The 20,424-nt window shown below is 38.4% G+C and carries 13 protein-coding genes; 4 read left to right on the top strand and 9 right to left on the bottom strand.

The window, feature by feature from the left end; all coding sequences use genetic code 11:
- Positions 1-231: 231 nt before the first annotated feature.
- Positions 232-1,749 carry a S10 family peptidase gene (locus I6F53_RS13940; protein WP_197239941.1) on the top strand — a complete coding sequence of 506 codons (1,518 nt, stop codon included), beginning with the start codon at positions 232-234 and terminating at the stop codon, positions 1,747-1,749.
- 51 nt (positions 1,750-1,800) lie between these two features.
- On the opposite strand, the gene I6F53_RS13935 is transcribed toward I6F53_RS13940, so the two are convergent.
- From I6F53_RS13935 to I6F53_RS13920, 4 genes are all read right to left on the bottom strand, one after another.
- Entirely contained in the window at positions 1,801-4,032 is a 2,232-nt protein-coding gene (locus I6F53_RS13935; protein ID WP_197239940.1) for an ATP-binding protein, read from the bottom strand.
- Entirely contained in the window at positions 4,019-4,828 is an 810-nt protein-coding gene (locus I6F53_RS13930) for a phosphate/phosphite/phosphonate ABC transporter substrate-binding protein (protein WP_197239939.1), read from the bottom strand. Before I6F53_RS13930 ends, I6F53_RS13935 begins: the two co-directional genes overlap by 14 nt.
- Positions 4,829-4,915: 87 nt before the next feature.
- Positions 4,916-5,581, bottom strand: a complete 666-nt coding sequence (locus tag I6F53_RS13925) for an START domain-containing protein (protein ID WP_197239942.1) — start codon at positions 5,579-5,581, stop codon at positions 4,916-4,918.
- On the bottom strand, positions 5,582-7,105 hold the full coding sequence (locus tag I6F53_RS13920) for a CYTH and CHAD domain-containing protein (protein WP_197239938.1): 1,524 nt from the start codon (positions 7,103-7,105) through the stop codon (positions 5,582-5,584).
- 213 nt (positions 7,106-7,318) lie between these two features.
- Here I6F53_RS13920 and I6F53_RS13915 point away from each other — a divergent pair, with 213 nt between their 5' ends.
- Positions 7,319-7,924: a TIGR04211 family SH3 domain-containing protein gene (locus I6F53_RS13915; RefSeq protein ID WP_007584830.1), complete on the top strand. Its 606-nt coding sequence runs from the start codon at positions 7,319-7,321 to the stop codon at positions 7,922-7,924.
- Between the two features lie 34 nt (positions 7,925-7,958).
- Here I6F53_RS13915 and I6F53_RS13910 read toward each other — a convergent pair whose 3' ends face one another.
- The 5 genes from I6F53_RS13910 to I6F53_RS13890 all read right to left on the bottom strand — a co-directional run bounded on the left by I6F53_RS13910 (position 7,959) and on the right by I6F53_RS13890 (position 13,931).
- Positions 7,959-9,020, bottom strand: coding sequence for a DUF21 domain-containing protein (locus tag I6F53_RS13910; protein WP_197239937.1), 1,062 nt, complete (start codon positions 9,018-9,020; stop codon positions 7,959-7,961).
- A 55-nt stretch (positions 9,021-9,075) separates the two neighbouring features.
- Positions 9,076-10,428, bottom strand: a complete 1,353-nt coding sequence (locus tag I6F53_RS13905; protein WP_165728468.1) for a magnesium transporter — start codon at positions 10,426-10,428, stop codon at positions 9,076-9,078.
- 314 nt (positions 10,429-10,742) lie between these two features.
- Positions 10,743-11,492 carry a serine/threonine protein kinase gene (locus tag I6F53_RS13900; RefSeq protein ID WP_165728467.1) on the bottom strand — a complete coding sequence of 250 codons (750 nt, stop codon included), beginning with the start codon at positions 11,490-11,492 and terminating at the stop codon, positions 10,743-10,745.
- 117 nt (positions 11,493-11,609) lie between these two features.
- A complete protein-coding gene (locus tag I6F53_RS13895; protein ID WP_231611873.1) occupies positions 11,610-12,143 on the bottom strand; it encodes a MarR family winged helix-turn-helix transcriptional regulator in 534 nt (177 codons plus the stop codon).
- A gap of 120 nt (positions 12,144-12,263) precedes the next feature.
- Positions 12,264-13,931: a methyl-accepting chemotaxis protein gene (locus tag I6F53_RS13890; protein WP_165728466.1), complete on the bottom strand. Its 1,668-nt coding sequence runs from the start codon at positions 13,929-13,931 to the stop codon at positions 12,264-12,266.
- Positions 13,932-14,417: 486 nt separating this feature from the next.
- Here I6F53_RS13890 and I6F53_RS13885 point away from each other — a divergent pair, with 486 nt between their 5' ends.
- Positions 14,418-17,132, top strand: coding sequence for an endo alpha-1,4 polygalactosaminidase (locus tag I6F53_RS13885; RefSeq protein ID WP_197239936.1), 2,715 nt, complete (start codon positions 14,418-14,420; stop codon positions 17,130-17,132).
- A complete protein-coding gene (locus I6F53_RS13880) occupies positions 17,132-20,413 on the top strand; it encodes a tetratricopeptide repeat protein (RefSeq protein WP_197239935.1) in 3,282 nt (1,093 codons plus the stop codon). The genes I6F53_RS13885 and I6F53_RS13880 overlap by 1 nt, the downstream gene beginning before the upstream one ends.
- Positions 20,414-20,424 lie beyond the last annotated feature (11 nt).

Below are 20,424 nucleotides of genomic sequence, written 5' to 3'. Positions count from 1 at the left end.
TGCATTACTTTTGATAAGACATTCCATGTCGCGTCTGTTAACATTAATCTTGGCATGAGGGTTCGGTGTAACGTTTTTTAGCGAATTCAATTATACCTTATTCTCATGCTGTTTGTTTTTTATACCGCAAAGATCAACACGCCCTAGTATTATCGGCCACTAGTCTCAATACTTTTGTTATTTAACTCATTAATGTCTTTAATGGTGTATCAACAATAATAAGGACACCTAATGAAGCTTAGTCGTATTATCAGTTTACCGATAACCGTTATTGCATTAATAATTAGTACAAGCACACTTGCCGATAACCAGCGTCGTATTGATGTAGATAGTAAAGTTGTTACTCAGCATAAAGCTAAAATTAATGGCCAGCGCTTTAATTATACCGTTGCCACAGGCACCCAACCTGTATGGGATGATAAAGGCGACGCAGTTGCGACACTGCAATACACCTACTATACCCGCGACAAAGTTGACGACAGAACAACTCGTCCATTACTTATTTCGTTTAATGGCGGGCCTGGTTCGGCCTCCGTATGGATGCACCTTGCCTATACTGGCCCTCGCGTATTAAAAATTGATGATGAAGGCTATCCTATTCAACCTTATGGTGTAAAAGACAACCCATACTCTGTACTTGATATTGCCGATATTGTTTACGTAAACCCTGTAAATACTGGCTACTCTCGCGTACTTGAAAACGACAAAGGCGAACTTCCTTCCAAAGCTAAACAAAAAGAGCTGTTTTTTGGTGTTAATGCCGATATTAAATACCTTGCTGAGTGGCTAAATACCTTTGTAAATAGAACAGAGCGCTGGCGCTCACCTAAGTTTTTAATTGGTGAAAGCTACGGTACAACACGCGTATCAGGCCTTGCTCATGAGCTTCAAAATAGTCAGTGGATGTATATAAACGGTGTTGTGCTCGTATCACCAACCGATATTGGTATTAAGCGTGACGGCCCAATTAAAGCAGCTAACCGCCTACCTTACTTTGCAGCCACTGCTTGGTATCACAAAGCACTTAAAGCCGATTTACAAGCTAAAGACCTAGACGAGTTATTACCTGAAGTTGAAGAGTTCACTGTAAACGAGTTAATTCCAGCGCTTGCTAAAGGTGGCTTTATTAACGCTGATGAAAAACGTCGCATAATTACAAAGATGGCGCACTACGCAGGCTTATCAGAAAAATTTGTTGAGCAAAATAACTTAGATGTTCCAACTCAATTTTTTTGGAAAGAGTTACTACGTGAACGTGGTCAAACTGTAGGTCGCTTAGATTCTCGTTATTTAGGAATGGATAAACGAGGCGCAGGTGAATCCCCAGACTACTGGGCTGAACTTACCTCTTGGTTACACTCTTTCACTCCTGCAATTAATTACTACTTACGCGAAGAGTTAAACTATAAAACAGACGTAAAATATAACTTATTTGGTAATGTTCATCCGTGGGATAGAACAAGTAACAATACGGGCGAAAACCTGCGCTTAGCAATGGCGCAAAATCCTTACTTAAACGTGATGATTCAATCAGGATACTTTGATGGTGCAACCAATTACTTTGACGCTAAATATACGTTATGGCAATTAGATCCAAGCGGTAAGATGAAAGATCGTTTGAGCTTTAAAGGCTACAGAAGTGGACACATGATGTACCTCCGCCATGCTGATTTAGAAAGCTCTAACAATGATTTACGTAACTTTATAGAGCACGCTTTACCTAAAGAAGGGCAAGCGGCTAAATATTAAAATATTGATAAATAAAAAGATAAACAAAAATGGCTCTTTATGAGCCATTTTTTATGTGCGTTTTTCATATCTTAAGCAGTAACTTTTAAGCTGAGTAACAACATCGTTAAAGCAAGTCTCGAGACTTTGCATTTCATTGTTACCAATAGATTCATTTTCTGCATGCGTTTCAATCTGCTGGCATATATCAGCCAGTTTAATAGCCCCTACCGATTTTGACGACGACTTTAGTGCATGTGCCTGAAAAGCTAAATCAACATAGTTTTTGCTCTTGGCATACGCATTAGCCAATTTAATTTGCTCCCCTGCTGTTTGTAAAAACGCATTAAATACCATGCAGTGGACTGTTGGGTCATCACCAAGCATTGCTTTTAGCAGCGTAATATCGAGTTGGTCAAAACTATCTGAAGCTATACTTTCAGTATCTGGCTTTTCTGAGCATGTATTAACCATTGTTTGCGAGTGCTCCATCAATAACGACTTTAATTTAACAAGCTCGATGGGTTTGGTTAAAAAGCCGTTCATTCCACAACTATAACAATTATCTATATTGTTTTTGGTAATGTTGGCAGTGATTGCAATTATGATAAGTTCATCAAAACGGGTGTTTTCGCGTATTTTTTTAGCTAACCCTAACCCATCAAGTAAAGGCATTTGAATATCGGTTAATAAAATATCAAAGTGTTTATTTTGCAGAGTTTCCCAAGCTTGTTCCCCATTACTTACAAAAGTGGAGCACACTCCAAGCATGGTTAATTGCTGTTTTAATACTTGCTGATTTGTAACCTGATCCTCGGCCACTAAAACCTCAAGCGTAGGAAGAGTGACTGTATCTAAACTTTGCTGTGTTATTTGAGGAGCTTGCACTTGTGCTGGCAAGTCCGCTTGCTCGAAGCTGTTAAAGTTTAGTGTAAAACAAGAGCCTTTGTGCTGCTCACTTTGTGCATTTAATGAGCCCTGCATCCGCTCTACCAGTTGCTTAGTTATTACTAAACCAATACCTGTACCATTTACCTTACTGGTTTCAGCTCCTAAACGGTCAAAGGGTTTAAATAAGCGAGAAATATCATCTGCAGCAAATCCACATCCTGTGTCTATTACATCTATTTCGCACTGTTTATTACTTAATACCCGGCAATTAATATTAATACTGCCGTTTGGTTTGTTGTATTTAATCGCATTTGAAAGCAAGTTAAGCATCACTTGTTTAAAGCGGCGCTGGTCAATATAAACCCTCAGTCCTTCTAAGGACTCAAACCCTTGTGTTTTCAACGTTATTGATTGTCCTTTAATAAGCTCAGTGACGAGCTCTACAGACTCCTCTAATACGCTTTTAATAGGCACATAAGAAAAACTAAACTGCATATTACCCGACTCAATAGCCGTTAAATCAAGTACATCGTCTATAAGTAATAGTAAATGTTCTCCGGCTTGATAAATGCTTTTCGCGTTTTCTTTTTGTACTTTGTTTGCACTTTCATCATATCCATACAGCTGGGCTAAGCCCAAAATTGCATTTAATGGGGTTCTTAATTCGTGGCTCATACTGGCCATAAAGTCTGATTTAGCTTTACTTGCCGACTCTGCTTGAATACGTAATACATTCAATTTTTGATGGTTATTAGCAACCTCGTCAACCATGTTATTAAATGCACTTATTACACTGCCCACTTCGTTTTGTTGCTGTTTATCTATATGGCAATCAAAGTCGCCTTTTGCTAAGCGTGAAAACCCCTGTTTTAGCGTCCTCAAAGGCGATGTAACCCTGTAATCCACCAGCCAAGCTAAGCCAATAAAAACAATAACTAAAATAATAAATTGTATATATATTAGGGTGTAATGAAGTTTTGAAGATTCGTTTATTTCATTAGTAAAGTTAACTACCAAGCTAATATTAGCCAGCGGTTTATCTAAAAAAATCACTTGCTGAGATAACAACATATCGCCGTTTTCATTTGCTCCAACCCAATTTTCAAGCGGGTATAATTGGTTTTTTGAATCAACATCAACAATTTTAATACTTTTCCAATTAGGGCGAGTTTGTAGCTGGCTGTCTATTTCTTCATATAGCTCTGCATACTGCCTAGTTAACAACGGAGTCGTTATAGAAGTCGATAACTGCGCTAAAGAACGCTGAGCAGCCTTTGAAAGCCCATCATTTACCCAACGCGCTTGCTCAGGTAAGGCGTAAAACATAAAAAGACAGGCCATAAGCAAGCCACAAAGCAATACAACAATAAAGCTTTGCGCCCTTAAACTACGAAACCCTCTAATTTTCAACATAAAATGAGCGCAAGCCCCACTGAGTTAACTGCTGATACTCTGCTAAAGTTGCAATACTAGGTTTAATAATTGGGATACCTGCGAGTAAATGTTTATGTTCTGGGCTTTGCCCAATATCTAAAATAGCTTGTTGTACTTTTAACTGTATTGCAGGGTCAACCCTTGGGTGGGCTACAATTGGATGACGACTAATTTCACGTGTTTTATAAAGAATTTTAAGCTTATTTTGTAAGCTTTCGGGCTGTTGCTTAAATGTGCCCATTACGCCGCCGCCAGCCATTGTTGAGTGCAGCGCTACATTTAAATATACCGACGGATGGGTTTGGACATATACAGGCTTTATGCTCAAGCCGTATAACAATGCTAAGTCGGCTCTCATTAATAATGACGCACCTAATGCATTAGGTGCAGGGAATGCTATTTCGGCGCCTTCAAGCTGACTTAAATTATCAATACCACTGTCTTTATTTACTACCAAAATACCTTGCAGCTTTCGCCCTGCATCTTTTATTAGTGGCAAATATCCCTGCTGCTCATATGCTATAACACTGTGCCATGGGTTCATGTATGCAAAATCGTACTCGCCGTTAGCAAAAGCTTTTTCAAATACTGGAATGGACTCAACTGTAATTAGCTTTATTGATACCCCTGTTTGTTTACTTACTTGCTCTAACAAGGGTTGCCAAATCGCGTTTAACTTTTGCGGCTCATATTGCGGCACTACACCAAAGGTATATTCTTGAGCAAATAAGAGTGAACTGTGCATAAAACATAATATAGCCACTAAATACTTCATCAATTCTCCAATTAATAGCGTGTCATTATTGCTTAAGCGTAGTTAAAGACTACTAAACACACCATAAAATTATTATGTATTCTATATTTAGCACTGACCGGCTATGATTACAGGTAGTTTTGGAGTGTATTTTTTATGTGTGAGCATATGGTGCAAATTCATAAATGTGTTGTAAGTACTTTTCAATCCAACCTTATTGCTTAGCCAAGTAGGTATTGCCCCATCAGGCAAAGCATATACTTGGTATTCAATATCAAGGCGGCCTTTGTCCTCACTGAGTAGCCAGCGTGCATTTAAAGTAGTAATTCTTATAACACCATCATTTTGGGGCAGCTCATTAGGGCGAGCATTAATAAGCAATTGGCTCTTATTTGCAGTTAACTGTGAATAACAAGAATGAGTAATGCTATCTCTATCTCTAACAGGCCAAGGAGAATTAAAATAACTGTACACTAAATTTTCTGATGGGCTTATGTGCTTAATAACCTTTACCTGAGATACATTTTCGAGCCATTGGGGTGCAGCATCGGTATCGCTAAGTAACTCTAAAAACTCATTGGTAGATACATCTTTCACGCTCATCTGCGCTTTTACTTCAAAGGTATTATCACTGTGGCTTTGATAATACACACTTACGCCATTTTTGTTTTTATACAAATGCCATGTTGGCTCAGCGTAAGTGTTAAAACTAACTAATAAAAGAATAACGAATAAGCACTTTTGCAACTGAATTTTATTACAAAAGTGCATTATTTATTTTTGCCAGTAAGGTTCTATGTCAAATGAAGCCAAACGGCTTTGCTCCATGGCACTAACCAAATATTCAGACTTTTGCTCAAGCCATGATTGGATTTTAGCAAGCTGCTCATCTTCTTGCCCAGCACATAACTGCTTTAAATACTCAAGCGTGCTTAACTCATAAATACCATGGGAAATATCAAGCCAAGGTAATCTAAACTCTAGGCGTTCTTCTTTATCAAATAACGATCCTAAACAATTACCACTCAGTAGGCTATTTTCAAGTTGAGTGCGCAGGTTTAAATACGAAGCGACATCGAGCGTTTGCTCTTTTGGAAGTAATTCGTGTAGATTTTTCCAGTCTTTATTAAAAAGCCTACTAGCAATAGACGACACATTATTCTCAGCTGCTTGAAGCTCTGTTTGCCCCCAGTCTTTACGCCATTGTTTATCTATTAACCAGGTAGTTAACGACAGTAATAAACGATTATAACGCGCACTATGAAACAGTGCATTTATATCGTCAATACTTGGCTGTAACTCTTTTAAATCACCAATCACTTGAGTAAGTGCTGGCGCTGCATTAATTTTTTTATAAAAAGCATGGCGTTTAGACGTGTACGTTTTTAATTGAATCGCGTTTTCTACCCACGCTAATTCGCTTAATAACCATTTAAGCTCTGTACGTAAGTGATCTGTGCTTTCTTTGGATACTATATCGTCGTACAACCAAAAAGTATGACGGATTAAACTAATCCCGTCTGTTACACGTTTAAGCGTTTTTAAGCTTGGCTTATCGAAATAGCATTGCTCGTGCTTTTGTACAAAACGAATGCCAAAGTTCATGGCCTCAATTAAAGCGCGTTCTTGAGTCGTCGACTTTGGTAATTGAACAAAACCAATAGACTTACTCGGCGTTAAAGGTTTTTCATCAGCAAGACGATAACCACGAGCAGCCTTAGAATATAAACCTAAACGGATACAGTTCTGGCTAACCAGTACATCTGCAAACGCAAACAACTCATTACGACTGCCCTCAACAAGCTCAATTTCAAGCTCGCTAATAATTTCAATTTTACCCGAAGCCGCAATTTCACCTTTATCGAGTACAACTTCAATTTTAGCGCCACTTTCGGTTTCAATTAACCAAGTACGACGAATAAAGTTAGTGCTAAATATTGGATACAAGTTTTTTGAGATTGCGCTTATTTGCATGCCATGAGGCCAAATATCAGCATCAAACGCCATTAAATTAGGGCGACTTGATTCAATTGGTAAATTGTACTCTGGACGTTGGTGTAAACCACCTACAACTTCACCTGCAAGCTTTATAGTTTGCTCGCATTCGCTGTCAGAACAACGCGTTCTAAAGCCTATATCAAGCGCTCTAAGCTCTCGGCTTGGCGTGTCGTAGTATGCATTTTGTAAGCTGCGTGACGGTTTATTCTTCACCGTTTTTGCAAATTGAGTAATTAACGAGGGGATCAGTGGAATAACGGCATCTGATACCAAAAATTTCAGTTCTATCTCAGTATCCATTCGGTTTGCGGATTACCTTTAAAATAAATAAGTGCTCAAAATAAACAAAGCACACTAACAATGCAAATTTTTTAGCCTTATTTTAGTGCCTAAGCCTTAGCTGGGTTACAATATCAGTCTTGCTATTGAGCTATATAATCCATACTATCTAGCTACTTATGTGAAATAAAACCACGTTCATAACGGACACAGCTAGATCAACAAGGTAGATAAATGCTAAAACATTGTTTATTAGGGCTACTTTTAACAGCCACCACATTTATGAGTTATGCAGAAGAAGCAAAACCTGCAAATTCAACTAATGCAAACACCGCTTATATTATCGATAATTTATATACTTTTATGCGCTCTGGTGCGAGTAAGAATTATCGACTACTCGGCTCTGTAGATGCTGGAACAAAGTTAACCTTGTTATCTGCTGAAGAAAACGGCTTTATAAAAATTAAAGATGATAAAGACCGCGAAGGTTGGATAGAAACTAAGTTTGTTACCAAAACGGCAGGCTTACACCAACAGTACAAAACACTAAGTAGCGAAATGAGCACTATGCAAGAAAACCTGCGCCAAGCTCAAATAGAACTTCCGCAGCTACAAGAGCAAAACCAAACTTTAACTGATCAAAACCTGCAGTTATCGGCCCAAATCACTAAACTTAAAACAACGCTAGAGCAAGAGCGCACTCAAAAAGAAGCAGCGAGTTCAAAAGAGAAACGCCAGCTACTTACTTACGGTGGTGCTATTGCGTTTTTAGGCCTGTTTTTAGGTATTATATTAACGATAGTGCTGTCGCGCCGTAAGCGCTACGAAGGTTGGGCGTAAGCCTTCCACATATCCGTTAAATATAAAAAGCCGCTTATTGCGGCTTTTTATTCTCTGTATTTTCATGCAATTCGAGCTTTGGTGCGCTCATACCTTTGAGCAACCGACCAAATATATCAGCGCCGGTAATAATGCGCTTCACATCACTCCACACTAACACCACGTCGTGATCTATGGCCCCATCAAACGATTTATCTAAAGAATGACTAGCCCGTATTTTTAAAATAACTTCACTCAGGCGCATCGCTTCATCAGCAACAATAATAGGTCTGTGACAATAATGATACGGGTCGAACGTCTCTGGTTCAAACAAGGCTGAACGTAAAAAGCCGTCAGCATCTACCACTAATAAAGGCCAACCGTCTTCATTGGTAATGATCACCCAGTTATAACCTGACTTATGTAGTTTTCGTAAAAACTCATTATCAGTCGTTAATGTAAGGTCTGGGAAAATAGGCAAATCAAGCTTAGTAGGCAAAGCAATAATAGAGTCTGGATCAATTACCTCACCCTCTTTGGTTACGCTTATTTCATCTAAGCTAAAAAAGTTAAGCGCGCCTATTCCCTCAACGTGCTGAACATCAGCCTCTTCTGCTTCTATGTGTTTGCGAATAATACCTCTGAGCTCACTTTCAGCAAAGTACGTAATCCCCTCTTTACCTAACCATGCATCGAGAATTAAAGCCGTTGGCTTAGCAACTACATAAAACAGAATCTGATAAAACTTAATTAGCGGCGAAAGTAGGCTCGCCATTTTTAGCGCATTACGCGAAAAATAAGCCTGCGGTGTTATTTCACCAATAATAGTAATTGCGATAGTTGAGAATAAAAACGAACTTGCGCCCATTAATACCGAATCAGAAAGTAGTGTAAGTAGTACGTTAATACCTACGTTGCCCCACAAAATAGTCGATAATAAAAAGTTAGAGTCGTTTCGAAGGGCCATCACTTTTATGGCCGCCTCGTTCCCTTTTGCACTTTCCATTTCGAGCTGAAGCCTACTTAGTGAAAAAAACGCTAAGTTTAAGCCCGAAAATATTGCCGATTGTGAAATACACAAAGCAATTGCACACCAAATCATGACTTCAAAGGTCATTGTATTTTCCTGTTAGTAATACCAATTCACTTAATTAAGCGAATTGGTATAAGGCTTATAAAAGCAATAAACTGCCTAAACCTAAAAAGGTAACAAACCCAACAATATCGGTAACGGTAGTTAAAATTACCGAGCCAGATAACGCAGGATCAATTTTCATTTTGTCTAAAATAGACGGAATAACAACACCAGCTAGTGACGCGGCCACTAAATTCAATAATATGGCTACCGTAATCGTAATACTGAGCATTAAATCGTTAAACCATAAGAAGGTAAGCAGGCCTATTACAAACGCCCATACCAAGCCATTTACAGCGCCAACACGTAGCTCTTTTTTAAGTAACGCATTGCGGTTTGAATCTGTAACCTGTCCGAGCGCTAAACCACGCACAATAACGGTTAATGTTTGACTACCTGCGATCCCGCCCATAGAAGCAACCACTGGCATTAATACAGCGAGTGCTACAACCTGTTCTATAGTTGCGCCAAATAAACCGATGAACCAGGACGCTAAAAAGGCAGTCGCTAAGTTAATACCTAACCATATACCACGGTTTTTAGCACTTTTTCGCACACTTGCGAACAGGTCTTCGTCTTCACGTAAACCACCGGCTTTAGCGGCTGCTTCATCAGCAATTTCTTGTCGTAATTCATAAGCAGAGGCAATGGTTAATCGCCCAAGTAATTTGTTATCAGCATTAACCACTGGCAGTGCCATTTTTTCACTGTGAATCACCACCTCTGCCGCTTCATATAAATCATCATCAGCATGGAGCGATGAAAAGTCATGATTTGCCAATGTCATTAAGTTATCAGTGTCGCTGGCTTTTATTAAATCATTTACCGCAACCTCACCTATTAAACTACCCTTGCGGCTTACTAAATAAATAACTTCACTGTATTGCGGTAAACCTTTATGTAGCAATTTTTTAGCACCACCGGCTGTTAGCTTCTCCGATACTTTTAAAAAGTCAAAACCTAACCAGTGACCAAGTTGTTCTGGCGGGTATTGCTGCGCTAATTCATATTGTTTGGTTTGCGCTTCATCGAGTTGCTTTTTTGCATACTCAACAAATCGCTCTGGTATAACTTCTTCAAGTTCCAGTAGCTCTTCTACATTAACTTCATCAAGAAGTTTAAAAGCCTCAGTGTCTTCTAGTGTTTGCAGCAACCACAAGCAACTATCTTCACTTAAATTAACAAAAATTTCGTGTTGCGTGTCTTCGTCAAGCAACTGCCAAATTTCAAGTCGTTGTTCTTTTGGTATCGCCTCAAAAAGTAATGACAGGTGCTCTGTTGAAAGCGTTAACTGCGCATCTGCTAATAATTTATTTTTGCGTTCTGTTGTATCGCATTGCAATAAATCATTTATGAGCTGTGGAAGTTGGTCTACCGGATACTCAATCATCTTAAAACCTTAAAATTTAAAAGCGCACATTATTTATAGTCTACTTGAACAATAAAAAATTGCAGAAAAAACGTGAACTTATTAAGCATGCGCAAGCTATTTTTGCGCATTGTATGGGCAAACTAAATGCAGTACTAATATTTATTTTAAAAAATTAAAAAAACAGTAAAAGGAATTGTTTTTGAGGGATTAAACAACAAGTAAGCAAACCAAAGGGATTACTTATAATAAAAAAAATCCCATATTAGCTAGGCTAATATGGGCAAAATCACACAATGAATAAGGTGTTTTTAAATTACGGTTTATGCTTTTAATTAAAGTCTATCGGTAATATTTCGTACTAAGTCAGAATCTACAAATTGAGTAATAAGTGCAGCGCCCCACGCATAGCCACGCTGTATTGGGTAACCTTTAAAAATCCAGCGTTTACGCACGTGATTGAAGCGATCTAAATAGTCTTGCTTTTTTTTAGGCAGAGGTTGATCGCCCAATTTATTCCATGCTTTATATACACCTGACATGTCAGAGCCTCGCATAAAGCGTTGCAACCAACGCGGAAAACGCGAGAAGCTAATGGTTGACTGAAAATCAATAAAATAAGGTTTACCGTCTGCGCCGCATAAAATATTACCCATATTACGCAAGTCTAAATGCACGATGCCTTTACGATGCATTTTTGCTACTTGGCGCTCAAGCTCGCTAAAAAAGTTAACAGGTAGTGTTTTGTCTTCATGAATTAAAGAGCGCAGTGGCATGCCTTCAATATAGTTATAAGCCACAGCTATCGGCGATAACCTACAAAAGCGATTAGCAACAGCATCAAGCTCAGCTAATCGGCTCAACCCTTTATATTCTTGATTTACAGATAGTCGCGCAAATGTTTTACGAATAAGCCACGGGCTTTGGCTAAAATCTTTAACAATCAAATCAAATTCATTATCTTTATATCGATACACAATCGCGTTAGCAAAACGTCCCTTATGGACAACACTTAAGTGATGTTGCATAAAAGTATGTTCTGGATATTGCTGCTGTAATTGTACTAACAAATTATTTTCAATCATAACAAACCTAACAAGATGATAACTTTAATTGCCTAGGCAACTATATTATCAAAGTTAGATTCTACGCACAATCAGATCAACTAATTAGCACGCTAACTTTCTGTTGAAACAGTATCACTATTTTATTGATAATCTATTTGTGGGGGGAATTTCGGGTAATGTATCTAGATTATTTATAGCTTTAAATAATAAGTCTATTATTTGATTTTTTTCTGGCTCTGAAAAACCATTTAATGCTTGAGCATAGACTTCGTTTACTACAGGCATTATTTCTGGACAAAGAGCTTTACCCTTTTCACTTAAACACAAAATAGTTGAGCGCTTATCAAGCTCACATTGCGTTTTAATAATGAGTCCTTTTTCTTCAAGTCGGTTTAGTAAGCGGCTCATAGCGCCACGATCATAAACCATATACTCACAAAGTCCTGCAAGCGTATTAACCGACTCTCTCGCAAGTAGTACTACCACAATATATTGCGCTGAGGTTAAGTCCATAGGAAGTAACTTGGCATCAACATGAATGGCTAATCTCGAGCGTAAAAAAGACACTAAACGCCCCAAGTCTTGCTCTGGCGCTAACTCTTCTCGAGTACAACGTTTAATTGATGGCATGTTTTGCATGGTTATTCCACTGTATAGGTATATTTGCATGCTGATAGACCTTAACACATACAAAAAATTCAATAATTTTTATAAAAACTAAGCGGCTAAAACTAAGCCACAAAAATAAAGCCGCTATTAGCGGCTTTTACTGTAAAGTTTTAAACTTTGTTAAATTTTAAACTGGCCAACGAGTTGTCCTAAGTTTTCACCACGCGCAGCTAAATGCTGGCCTACCGAAGAGGTAGTTTTGCTTGAAATAGTTAGTTCATTAACGATTTCTTGAATGGCAAATACATTACGGTTTATTTCTTCTGTAACGCTACTTTGCTCCAGCGCCGCTGTCGCAATTTGCGTACTCATGTCGTTAATTGATCTAACTGAGGTTGTTACCGCACCTAAACTTTCTGAAATAGCACGAGACGATTCTACTGAGCGATTACAACTATTCTGACTCGCTTGCATTGCGGCTACAGCATCCGATACTAAATTATGTAACTCACTCAACATTTCACTAATCTCTAATGTGCTAACTTGAGTACGACTTGCTAAGCTTCTTACCTCATCAGCAACAACAGCAAACCCTCGCCCTTGCTCACCTGCTCGTGCAGCTTCTATTGCAGCATTAAGTGCAAGTAAATTTGTTTGCTCGGCAATTCCACCAATTACGCTTAGTACACTATTAATCTTTTTAGATTGATCACTGAGTGAATCAACTTGTTCTGCGGCTAGGTTTATCTCGCCCATTAGGTTAGACACCTCACTGAGTGAAATATCAACACACTCTTGAGCTTTAGCAACTTCTTGCGTTGCCGCTTGGGTTGACTCTGCCACTTGGTTCGTATTTTGAGCCACCTCATGAGAAGTAGCCGACATTTCGGTAATAGCCGTCGCAACAAGGTCTGTTTCATGATTGTGATTAAGTAGCTTGTCTTCAATTAATCGTGTTTGTGTATTTATATCACTAGAGGCTGTTTTTACATCGTGTGTTACATCAACCACATTAGCAATAATGCCATGTAACTTACTTACAAACATATTAAATGCTTCGCCAAGTTGGCCTATTTCATCGTTAGTATCAATATCTAAACGTTTAGTTAAATCGCCCTCACCTTTGGCAATATCGTCAAGGCTTTGCGCCATACGCTGTATTGGTTTTACCATTGTATTTGCGGCAATTAACGCACATATAATAGTTAACACAACCCAAAATAAAGCAATTAGCAATAAGGTCACTACCTTATCATTCATGTGCTCTTGCATTGCTGTTTGATATTTAAGTAGTTCTGCGTCTATATCATCCATATATGCGCCAGTACCAATCATCCAGTTTGTACCTGGGATCATTGCTGCATAGCCCATTTTTTCAACTAAGCCTGTGGTATTTGGTTTTTGGAAATGATAGTTAAAAGCGCCACCGCCTTTTCTAGCTTGATCTAATAAGCCCACTATTATTTTTTTACCGTTAGGGTCAGTCATCCCTATTTTGTTTTGCCCTTCAATAGCATCACCTAATAATGCATGAAAAACACTAACGCCATTTGTGTCGTATATAAAAAAGTAACCACCTTGACCAAATGTTAAATCTCTTAAAGCATTTTTAGCATCTTGCTCAGAGCCATTTGCTATTTGATAGCGCACAATTTTACTGGCAATTTCTACCTCGGTGCTTAGCAACGTTTGTTTGTCACTTATTAGTTTAGTTTGAAATGCTTCAAAATTTTGTTGCTGATTTTTATTCTCTAAATAATAAGAACTCAGCATCAAGCTAATCAAAAGTAGCATTAAGGGCAATATAGCTAATAACAACAGTTTGTTTTTCAAGCTTAAATTACTCATTATTTCTCCGGGGTATATAAATGCATATATAGCGACAATAGCCAAAAATTAAATTACGGCTGTTTACATTGTTTTATTGGGTTTAAAAGCATAGTAAATAAAAAAAATTGGTGGGAGTAAACTCATACCATGCTCAATTAGCTGATATTATAGTCACAAGGAAGGTATTTGGACACTAAAAACACTGAGACCTTCGTATTAATTAATATATAATTTGCCACTCTTTCACTAGAGATTTAAAGTTCTAGCAGCTGCATTGATCTAAACTTAATTTTATAACGTACTAAGACGATTAATCACCAGCTATGTAATGAGTTAACGCACGACTCATGTTAGTATTAATTTTAGGTTCATATAAATAATGAACATATAGATATTAAACTTCCATTAACATATAATAACCCTATATTACTAATACCAAACAACTAGAAAATCGGAACGCATCACTTTGAGCCACAGTTATAATCTAATAAAAATGAATTATTAATGAAATATATTTTATACCTTGCACTTTTAGTGTCTGCTCATGCATTCTCAGCACCTGTAAATAATAGTATCGCTTTTTACTACTCAGCGCCGATGCCATTAGCCGAAATGACTTTTTATTCTCGCGTTGTCGTCCAGCCTGAACTCGTTACCGAGCACGAGCTTAATTGGTTTAAAAAACGAAACATTGCCGTTTACGCTTATTTAAGTGTGGGTGAATCGTTCAATAAAAGTGATTCTTCACTTTCAGTTAATCCTAATTGGAACAGCCACATTGCAGATTTAACATCTACGGATTGGCAACAACAAATGCAAGACAGCGCAGCTTCTTTAAAAGCGCGTGGTTTCAGTGGTTTATTTTTAGATACGCTAGACAGCTATCAACTTTTAGATGACAAACACAGTAAATCAGATCAACAAGATGGCTTAGTCGCGATTATAAAAAACCTCTCTGGTACGTTTAATAAGCATCTTATTCTTAATCGAGGCTTTGAGTTATTACCTAAACTTACTGGTTTAGCCAATGATTTAGTTGCTGAAGGTTTATATAGTCATTACAACCCAACTAATAATAGCTACAAATTAACCACAGAGAACGATCAAGCTTGGCTAAGCGCACAATTAAAAACAGCACAAAACTTAGGTTTTAAAGTACAAGTTATTGATTATGCGCAGCCTGATAACCGCCTTGCTATGGCGCAAAAAATAAAACAAGCTGGCTTTACTCCTTGGGTAACAGATGGGCACTTACAAACATGGGGTACATCAACCATATCGCCAGTACCAAGACGCATCCTAATTCCGTTCAACAGTAATGTAAGACCACTCATTTACACTACCGTACATTTAAAGCTTGCGACCATGATTGAGTATTTGGGATATATTCCTGATTATGTTGATGTAGCTAAACGAGATTTGCCATTAGTAGATCCAAGTTTACATGCTGGTATTATTTCATGGACAAACAGCGATGCTTTTTACACCCCAACTATTACTAATTGGTTGGAAAGTAACTTAGGCGTTGTACCTGAGCTAATTATGGGTGAGCTACCGCAATCAACTAAACTATTACTTAACCTTGGTATTGAAGCGCTTAGCGTATTGCCTCCAGCCCCTTATGAACTTAATCATTTTACTACATGGCTAAAAGGCGAAGCGACAACATCGCCTGCGATAATTAAGCCCTACTTACTGAAATTAGCAACTGATGCCACCCCGCTTATCAATATAAAAGCGGCTGATGGAACTATAATAGTGCAGAGTACTAAAACAAAATATGGCGCGGTTGTTGTTGCACCTTGGCTTATAGATACCTTGCCAATGGAAGGGAGTAAATGGGTTATTGACCCACGTACACTACTCACCAAAGCAATGGGACTACCTCCGATTCTAGTGCCTGATACCACAACTGAAAGCGGTAGGCGCATGCTAACGCTGCATATAGATGGCGATGGCTTCACAAGCCCGGCACATTATGCAGGTAAACCATATTCTGCAGAAGTGATTCGCGATGAAATAATTAAGCGCTATAAACTGCCTTTGACCTCATCGGTTATTCAAGCTGATATTGAAAAAAGTGGCTTACATTCAAAACAAAGTGCCAAACTTGAAGGTATAGCGCGCAGTATTTTTAATTTGCCTTATGTAGAAATTGCTTCGCATACTTATAGCCACCCTTATTTTTGGACTGCGTTATCTGGCCTTAGAATAGTAGATAAAGATAAAGATGAAGTAGATTATGGTTTTCATCTTGATGTACCTGGCTACGACAAAATAAGCTTAAAAAAAGAAATCACCGATTCAATAAAGTATATTGATGAAAACCTGACACCAAAAAACAAAAAAACAGTGATGATGTTATGGTCAGGCGATGCAACTCCCGGCCCTAAAGCGCTTGAATTGGCTCGCGATGCTGGCGTATTAAACGTCAACGGTGGTAATACAGATGTAAATGCCGATAACCCAAGCCTTACGCATGTTTCACCAATAGGTAGACCAGAGCACGATTTGCTGTATCAAATTTATGCCCCCATATTAAATGAAAACGTATATACAAACTTATGGCACGGGCCTTATTATGGTTTTAGACGCTTAACCGAAACATTTGAAATAACAGAAAAACCATATAGATTAAAACCCTACACTATTTATTTTCATTTTTACTCAGGTGAAATCCCTGCGGGACTAGACGCACTAAAACACAATATAGATTATGTTTTAGCTAGGCCAAATACACCGGTACATTTGAGCCATTACGCAAAAGTAGCAAAAGACTTTTACTTTTCTGCGCTAGCAAAAAACAGTAATAATGAATGGTTATTTAGCTCAAAATACATTCGTACTTTACGAATTCCTACTGATTTTGATATGCCTAACATTGCCCAAAGTGAAGGTGTGTCAGGCGTTACTGAAAAAGGTGACTATATACACATTATTAATAACGTAGCTCGTCTTAGCTTTGATCACAGTCAAAATAGTAAAAAACCTTATTTAGCGTCTGCAAATGTTGTTATTGATAACTGGCAAGTTAACGGACCTGTTAGCTTTAAAGCGTGGGTGCCTGCTTCGCTTGATTTAATTAATGCACGTTCTTGCGAATTTGTATCTAGCTTAGGAGAGCACTTTAAAGGTATTACACGCGCTAATGTGACGCACTTTAATCTTCCAAAGGGTCAATTTTATGGTTATCTTAACTGCAATGGAGTCGCTCGATAATGAATGCTAAAAAGCGCCCTCAGTTAATTTCTGTAAAAACAATATTAGCAATATTAGCTGTAAGTTGTTTTGCACTTTATGCATTATTTCCTCACACCTTATTTTTTGAAGATGATGAACTTTCACAAGATTATACCTTTGAAAAATCGTACCTTAATGCAGCGCTCAACACTGAGCCTAACAACGAAAAGCTACGCGCAAAATTGGTTGAACTACATATAGGGCTTAGTGAGTATTCACAAGCCACTAACGAGCTTGAAAAACTACCAAGAGGTGAGCGCAAAGCAACTCTAGAAATAAAGCTGCTTTACTCATTATGGCTAGCAAGCGGGGCTAAAGTTGACGATCGCTTTGAAGATCTATCTTTAAAAATAGGTGTTCATAAGCATTGGGACGAACAAATACTAACTATTGCAAAAGCAGTTGGGTTAAACGCAAAAGTTGCTCTGTACTATCAAAAAAATAAACAACCACTACTTGCAGCTGATTACTGGTTGAGCGCTGGCGAACCAGCCAAAGCTCTCGCTATTTATAAAACAAATATAAATGCTGACATTGCAGCTAAAGCGATTGAGACTGCACTTGGCGCAAATAATCCGATACAAGCTTACGCCTGGTGGAAAACTTATGGCGACCAAGCTAATGTTAAACGCACCCTTTATTTAGCTAACTTAGCTGGCAATACAGAAGATTCAGCTCAAGCCATTGAAAGCTTATTAAAGAGCGATCCAAATAACACCGAGTACTTAACAAAAGCCATGCACCTGCGTTTAGCAAATGGGAATGCAAAAGGGGCTGAGCAATTACTCGCCAAGCTATTACTACAAACTCCAAATGACAAAGAGCTACGCTTACTAAATTGGAAAATAAAGCGCTGGCAGAACAAGCCTAAAGAAGCGCTTAAAGAGTTTAAATGGCTAATGTCGAACAGAGCTGTAACCCCAGCGATGCTTACTGACAGTGTTAATGACGCTGCGGCATTATATTTATACCAAGACGCCAACGATATATATGAATACAAAGCACAAAACCGACAATTAAAAGGCAATGGCTTTGCTAAGTGGATGCAAACAAACGAATTTATAGGCAACACAAAACAAGAACTCAGTAATATTGACCGTTTTGAACAAATAAATGGTAAGAGTGCATTATCGCAATATTGGAAAGCGAAAGTACTTCACGATTCCGGAAATTTAAAAGCACTAAGAGCTTTATGGCCTAAATATAAAGGGCCTAAAAATGAAGAAGACTTACTTTGGATAGCTCGTGCATTTTGGCTTGAGGATGACTTTAAAACAGCATTGTCTATTTTAAAAAACAAGCAACAAAGTACTAATGGAGAATTTTGGACTGCACGAGTAGATATGGCAATGCGTGTTCAAGATAAAAAAGATGAGCTTTATGCTTTTGAGCAACTAAAAGCAATCAGCACACTAAGTGTTGGCGACACGCTTTATTACCAACAGCTGCGCTTTGAAGGACGGCCTCAAGAGCTTCTCGATTATCTATGGGAAAATGAGTCACTTACAGACCGCCAACTGATACAAATTGCATTATTAAGCACGCAAGTAAACGATGCTAAATCGGTTGCCCGTATTCACACAGAGCTTGATAAACAACGTTATAATAAAGCTCTCTACCCTGCTTGGGTTATTCTTTCAAATTGGTATCAAAATCAAAGTGATTTAAATTCGGCTTATACAACTCTAAACCGCGCCGCTAAATTAAGTGAATACGACCCCGATGTTGTACTCGCACAAGGTTGGTTAGCGCTACAAATGCACGACACTATAATGATCAGCCGTATTTTAACTCGCTATTCGGACAGCGATCCTACCTACGCGTGGACGCAATTATTAGCTAGCCTATCTATTTATGAAAAATCATATAACAGTGCTTACTTTTATTTACGAAAACTAGCTGTTGCAGATCCAAGTGACTTAACAACACTGGTTAACTTAGCCGATGTAATGAAGCAGCTTGGTTATTATGCGAATGCTGCCGAGCTAAATCACTATTTATTACAGCATTTACCTAAAGATAAATACGCATACAGAGGCCTAATGTACCGCTGGGCAGGTGCAATGGCTGTTCCTCATTTAATGCAATTAAACACCATGGATGAGCTCGCGCCCGACACTATTGGTGAGCCTCAAGCAAACTGGTGGTTAGCACGTCGAGCTGCACAAAAGTTAGAACCTTGGCAAAAACTACAGCTTTATATGACCAACGGCGAGTTTAATAAAGCGAAACAGCTTATAGCTGAAGGTTCACTAAGCAAATTAGATGAGCTAAACGCCCTACTCTATTTAAAACAACCCTATGCCACCATGCAACGTTGGTACGAAGAACTTACTGGCGAGGCAAATGAATCGCAATTGAGTTTACTCAGAAATGTACGCGCATCCTATTTTAGAGCACTTGAAATAAACCTATCGCCAGAGGCTGGTTTAAACAGTAGCCAGTACGATGTAAACGTTTATTTTCCTTATGCTAATGGGCAATGGAAATTAAGTTTAAGTAATCAGCAAAATCTTGATAACAACGGATTACTGTTTGCGATAGAAGATAAGATGACATTTGGTCGTTGGTATTTTGATGCAAAAATAGATTCTCACCAAGGCAGCTTAGTTAGCCGCCAAGGTCTTAGCTTAGACTCTCGTTATCAATGGGATTCGCGTACTCAGGTAGGTTTAAAGCTTGAATATAATGTTGAAAACCGCCAATCAGAAGCGCTACTTAGCTATGCTCAGCTAGATAAAGCCACGGCCTATGTTAACTACAATATTGATGGTAGACAAAATGTACAGCTATCAGCAGCAGCGATGTCTTTTTCTCGAAGAAGCGATGGCAGCTCACTAATAAATGGCCAAGAATATAATGCACGTTACCAATACAGTATTTTAAAAGACCGCCCAATTTGGAACGCTTATTTTAGTGCACAGTGGCAAGACTTTGAACGTGTAAATGCATTAATAAATACAGAATCAAGACCTCTAAGAGTTGACCTTCAACCATTTAGACGTTTTGCACTAGGGACCTCATTTGCTTCAACTGGTTCTTTAGAACCTCCTTATTTAGGCGCAAGCCCTTCATGGTTATTTGATATAAGTACTGGCTATCAAACACTTAACGATACAGTAGATGTATCTGTTTCAAGTGGTGCTGGTTGGTCTGTACTAGGCGATGATTTATTTAAATTACAGCTGGGTTACCAAAGTAGTAATAAAGTGGGTAACTCAGATACACAATTACAATTAGGTTATTACGTACATTTTTAATGTTAGGAGAG

The organism is Pseudoalteromonas sp. SWN29, assembly GCF_015864465.1.
Taxonomy (GTDB): domain Bacteria; phylum Pseudomonadota; class Gammaproteobacteria; order Enterobacterales; family Alteromonadaceae; genus Pseudoalteromonas.
This window is presented reverse-complemented; position numbering and strand designations above follow the sequence as displayed.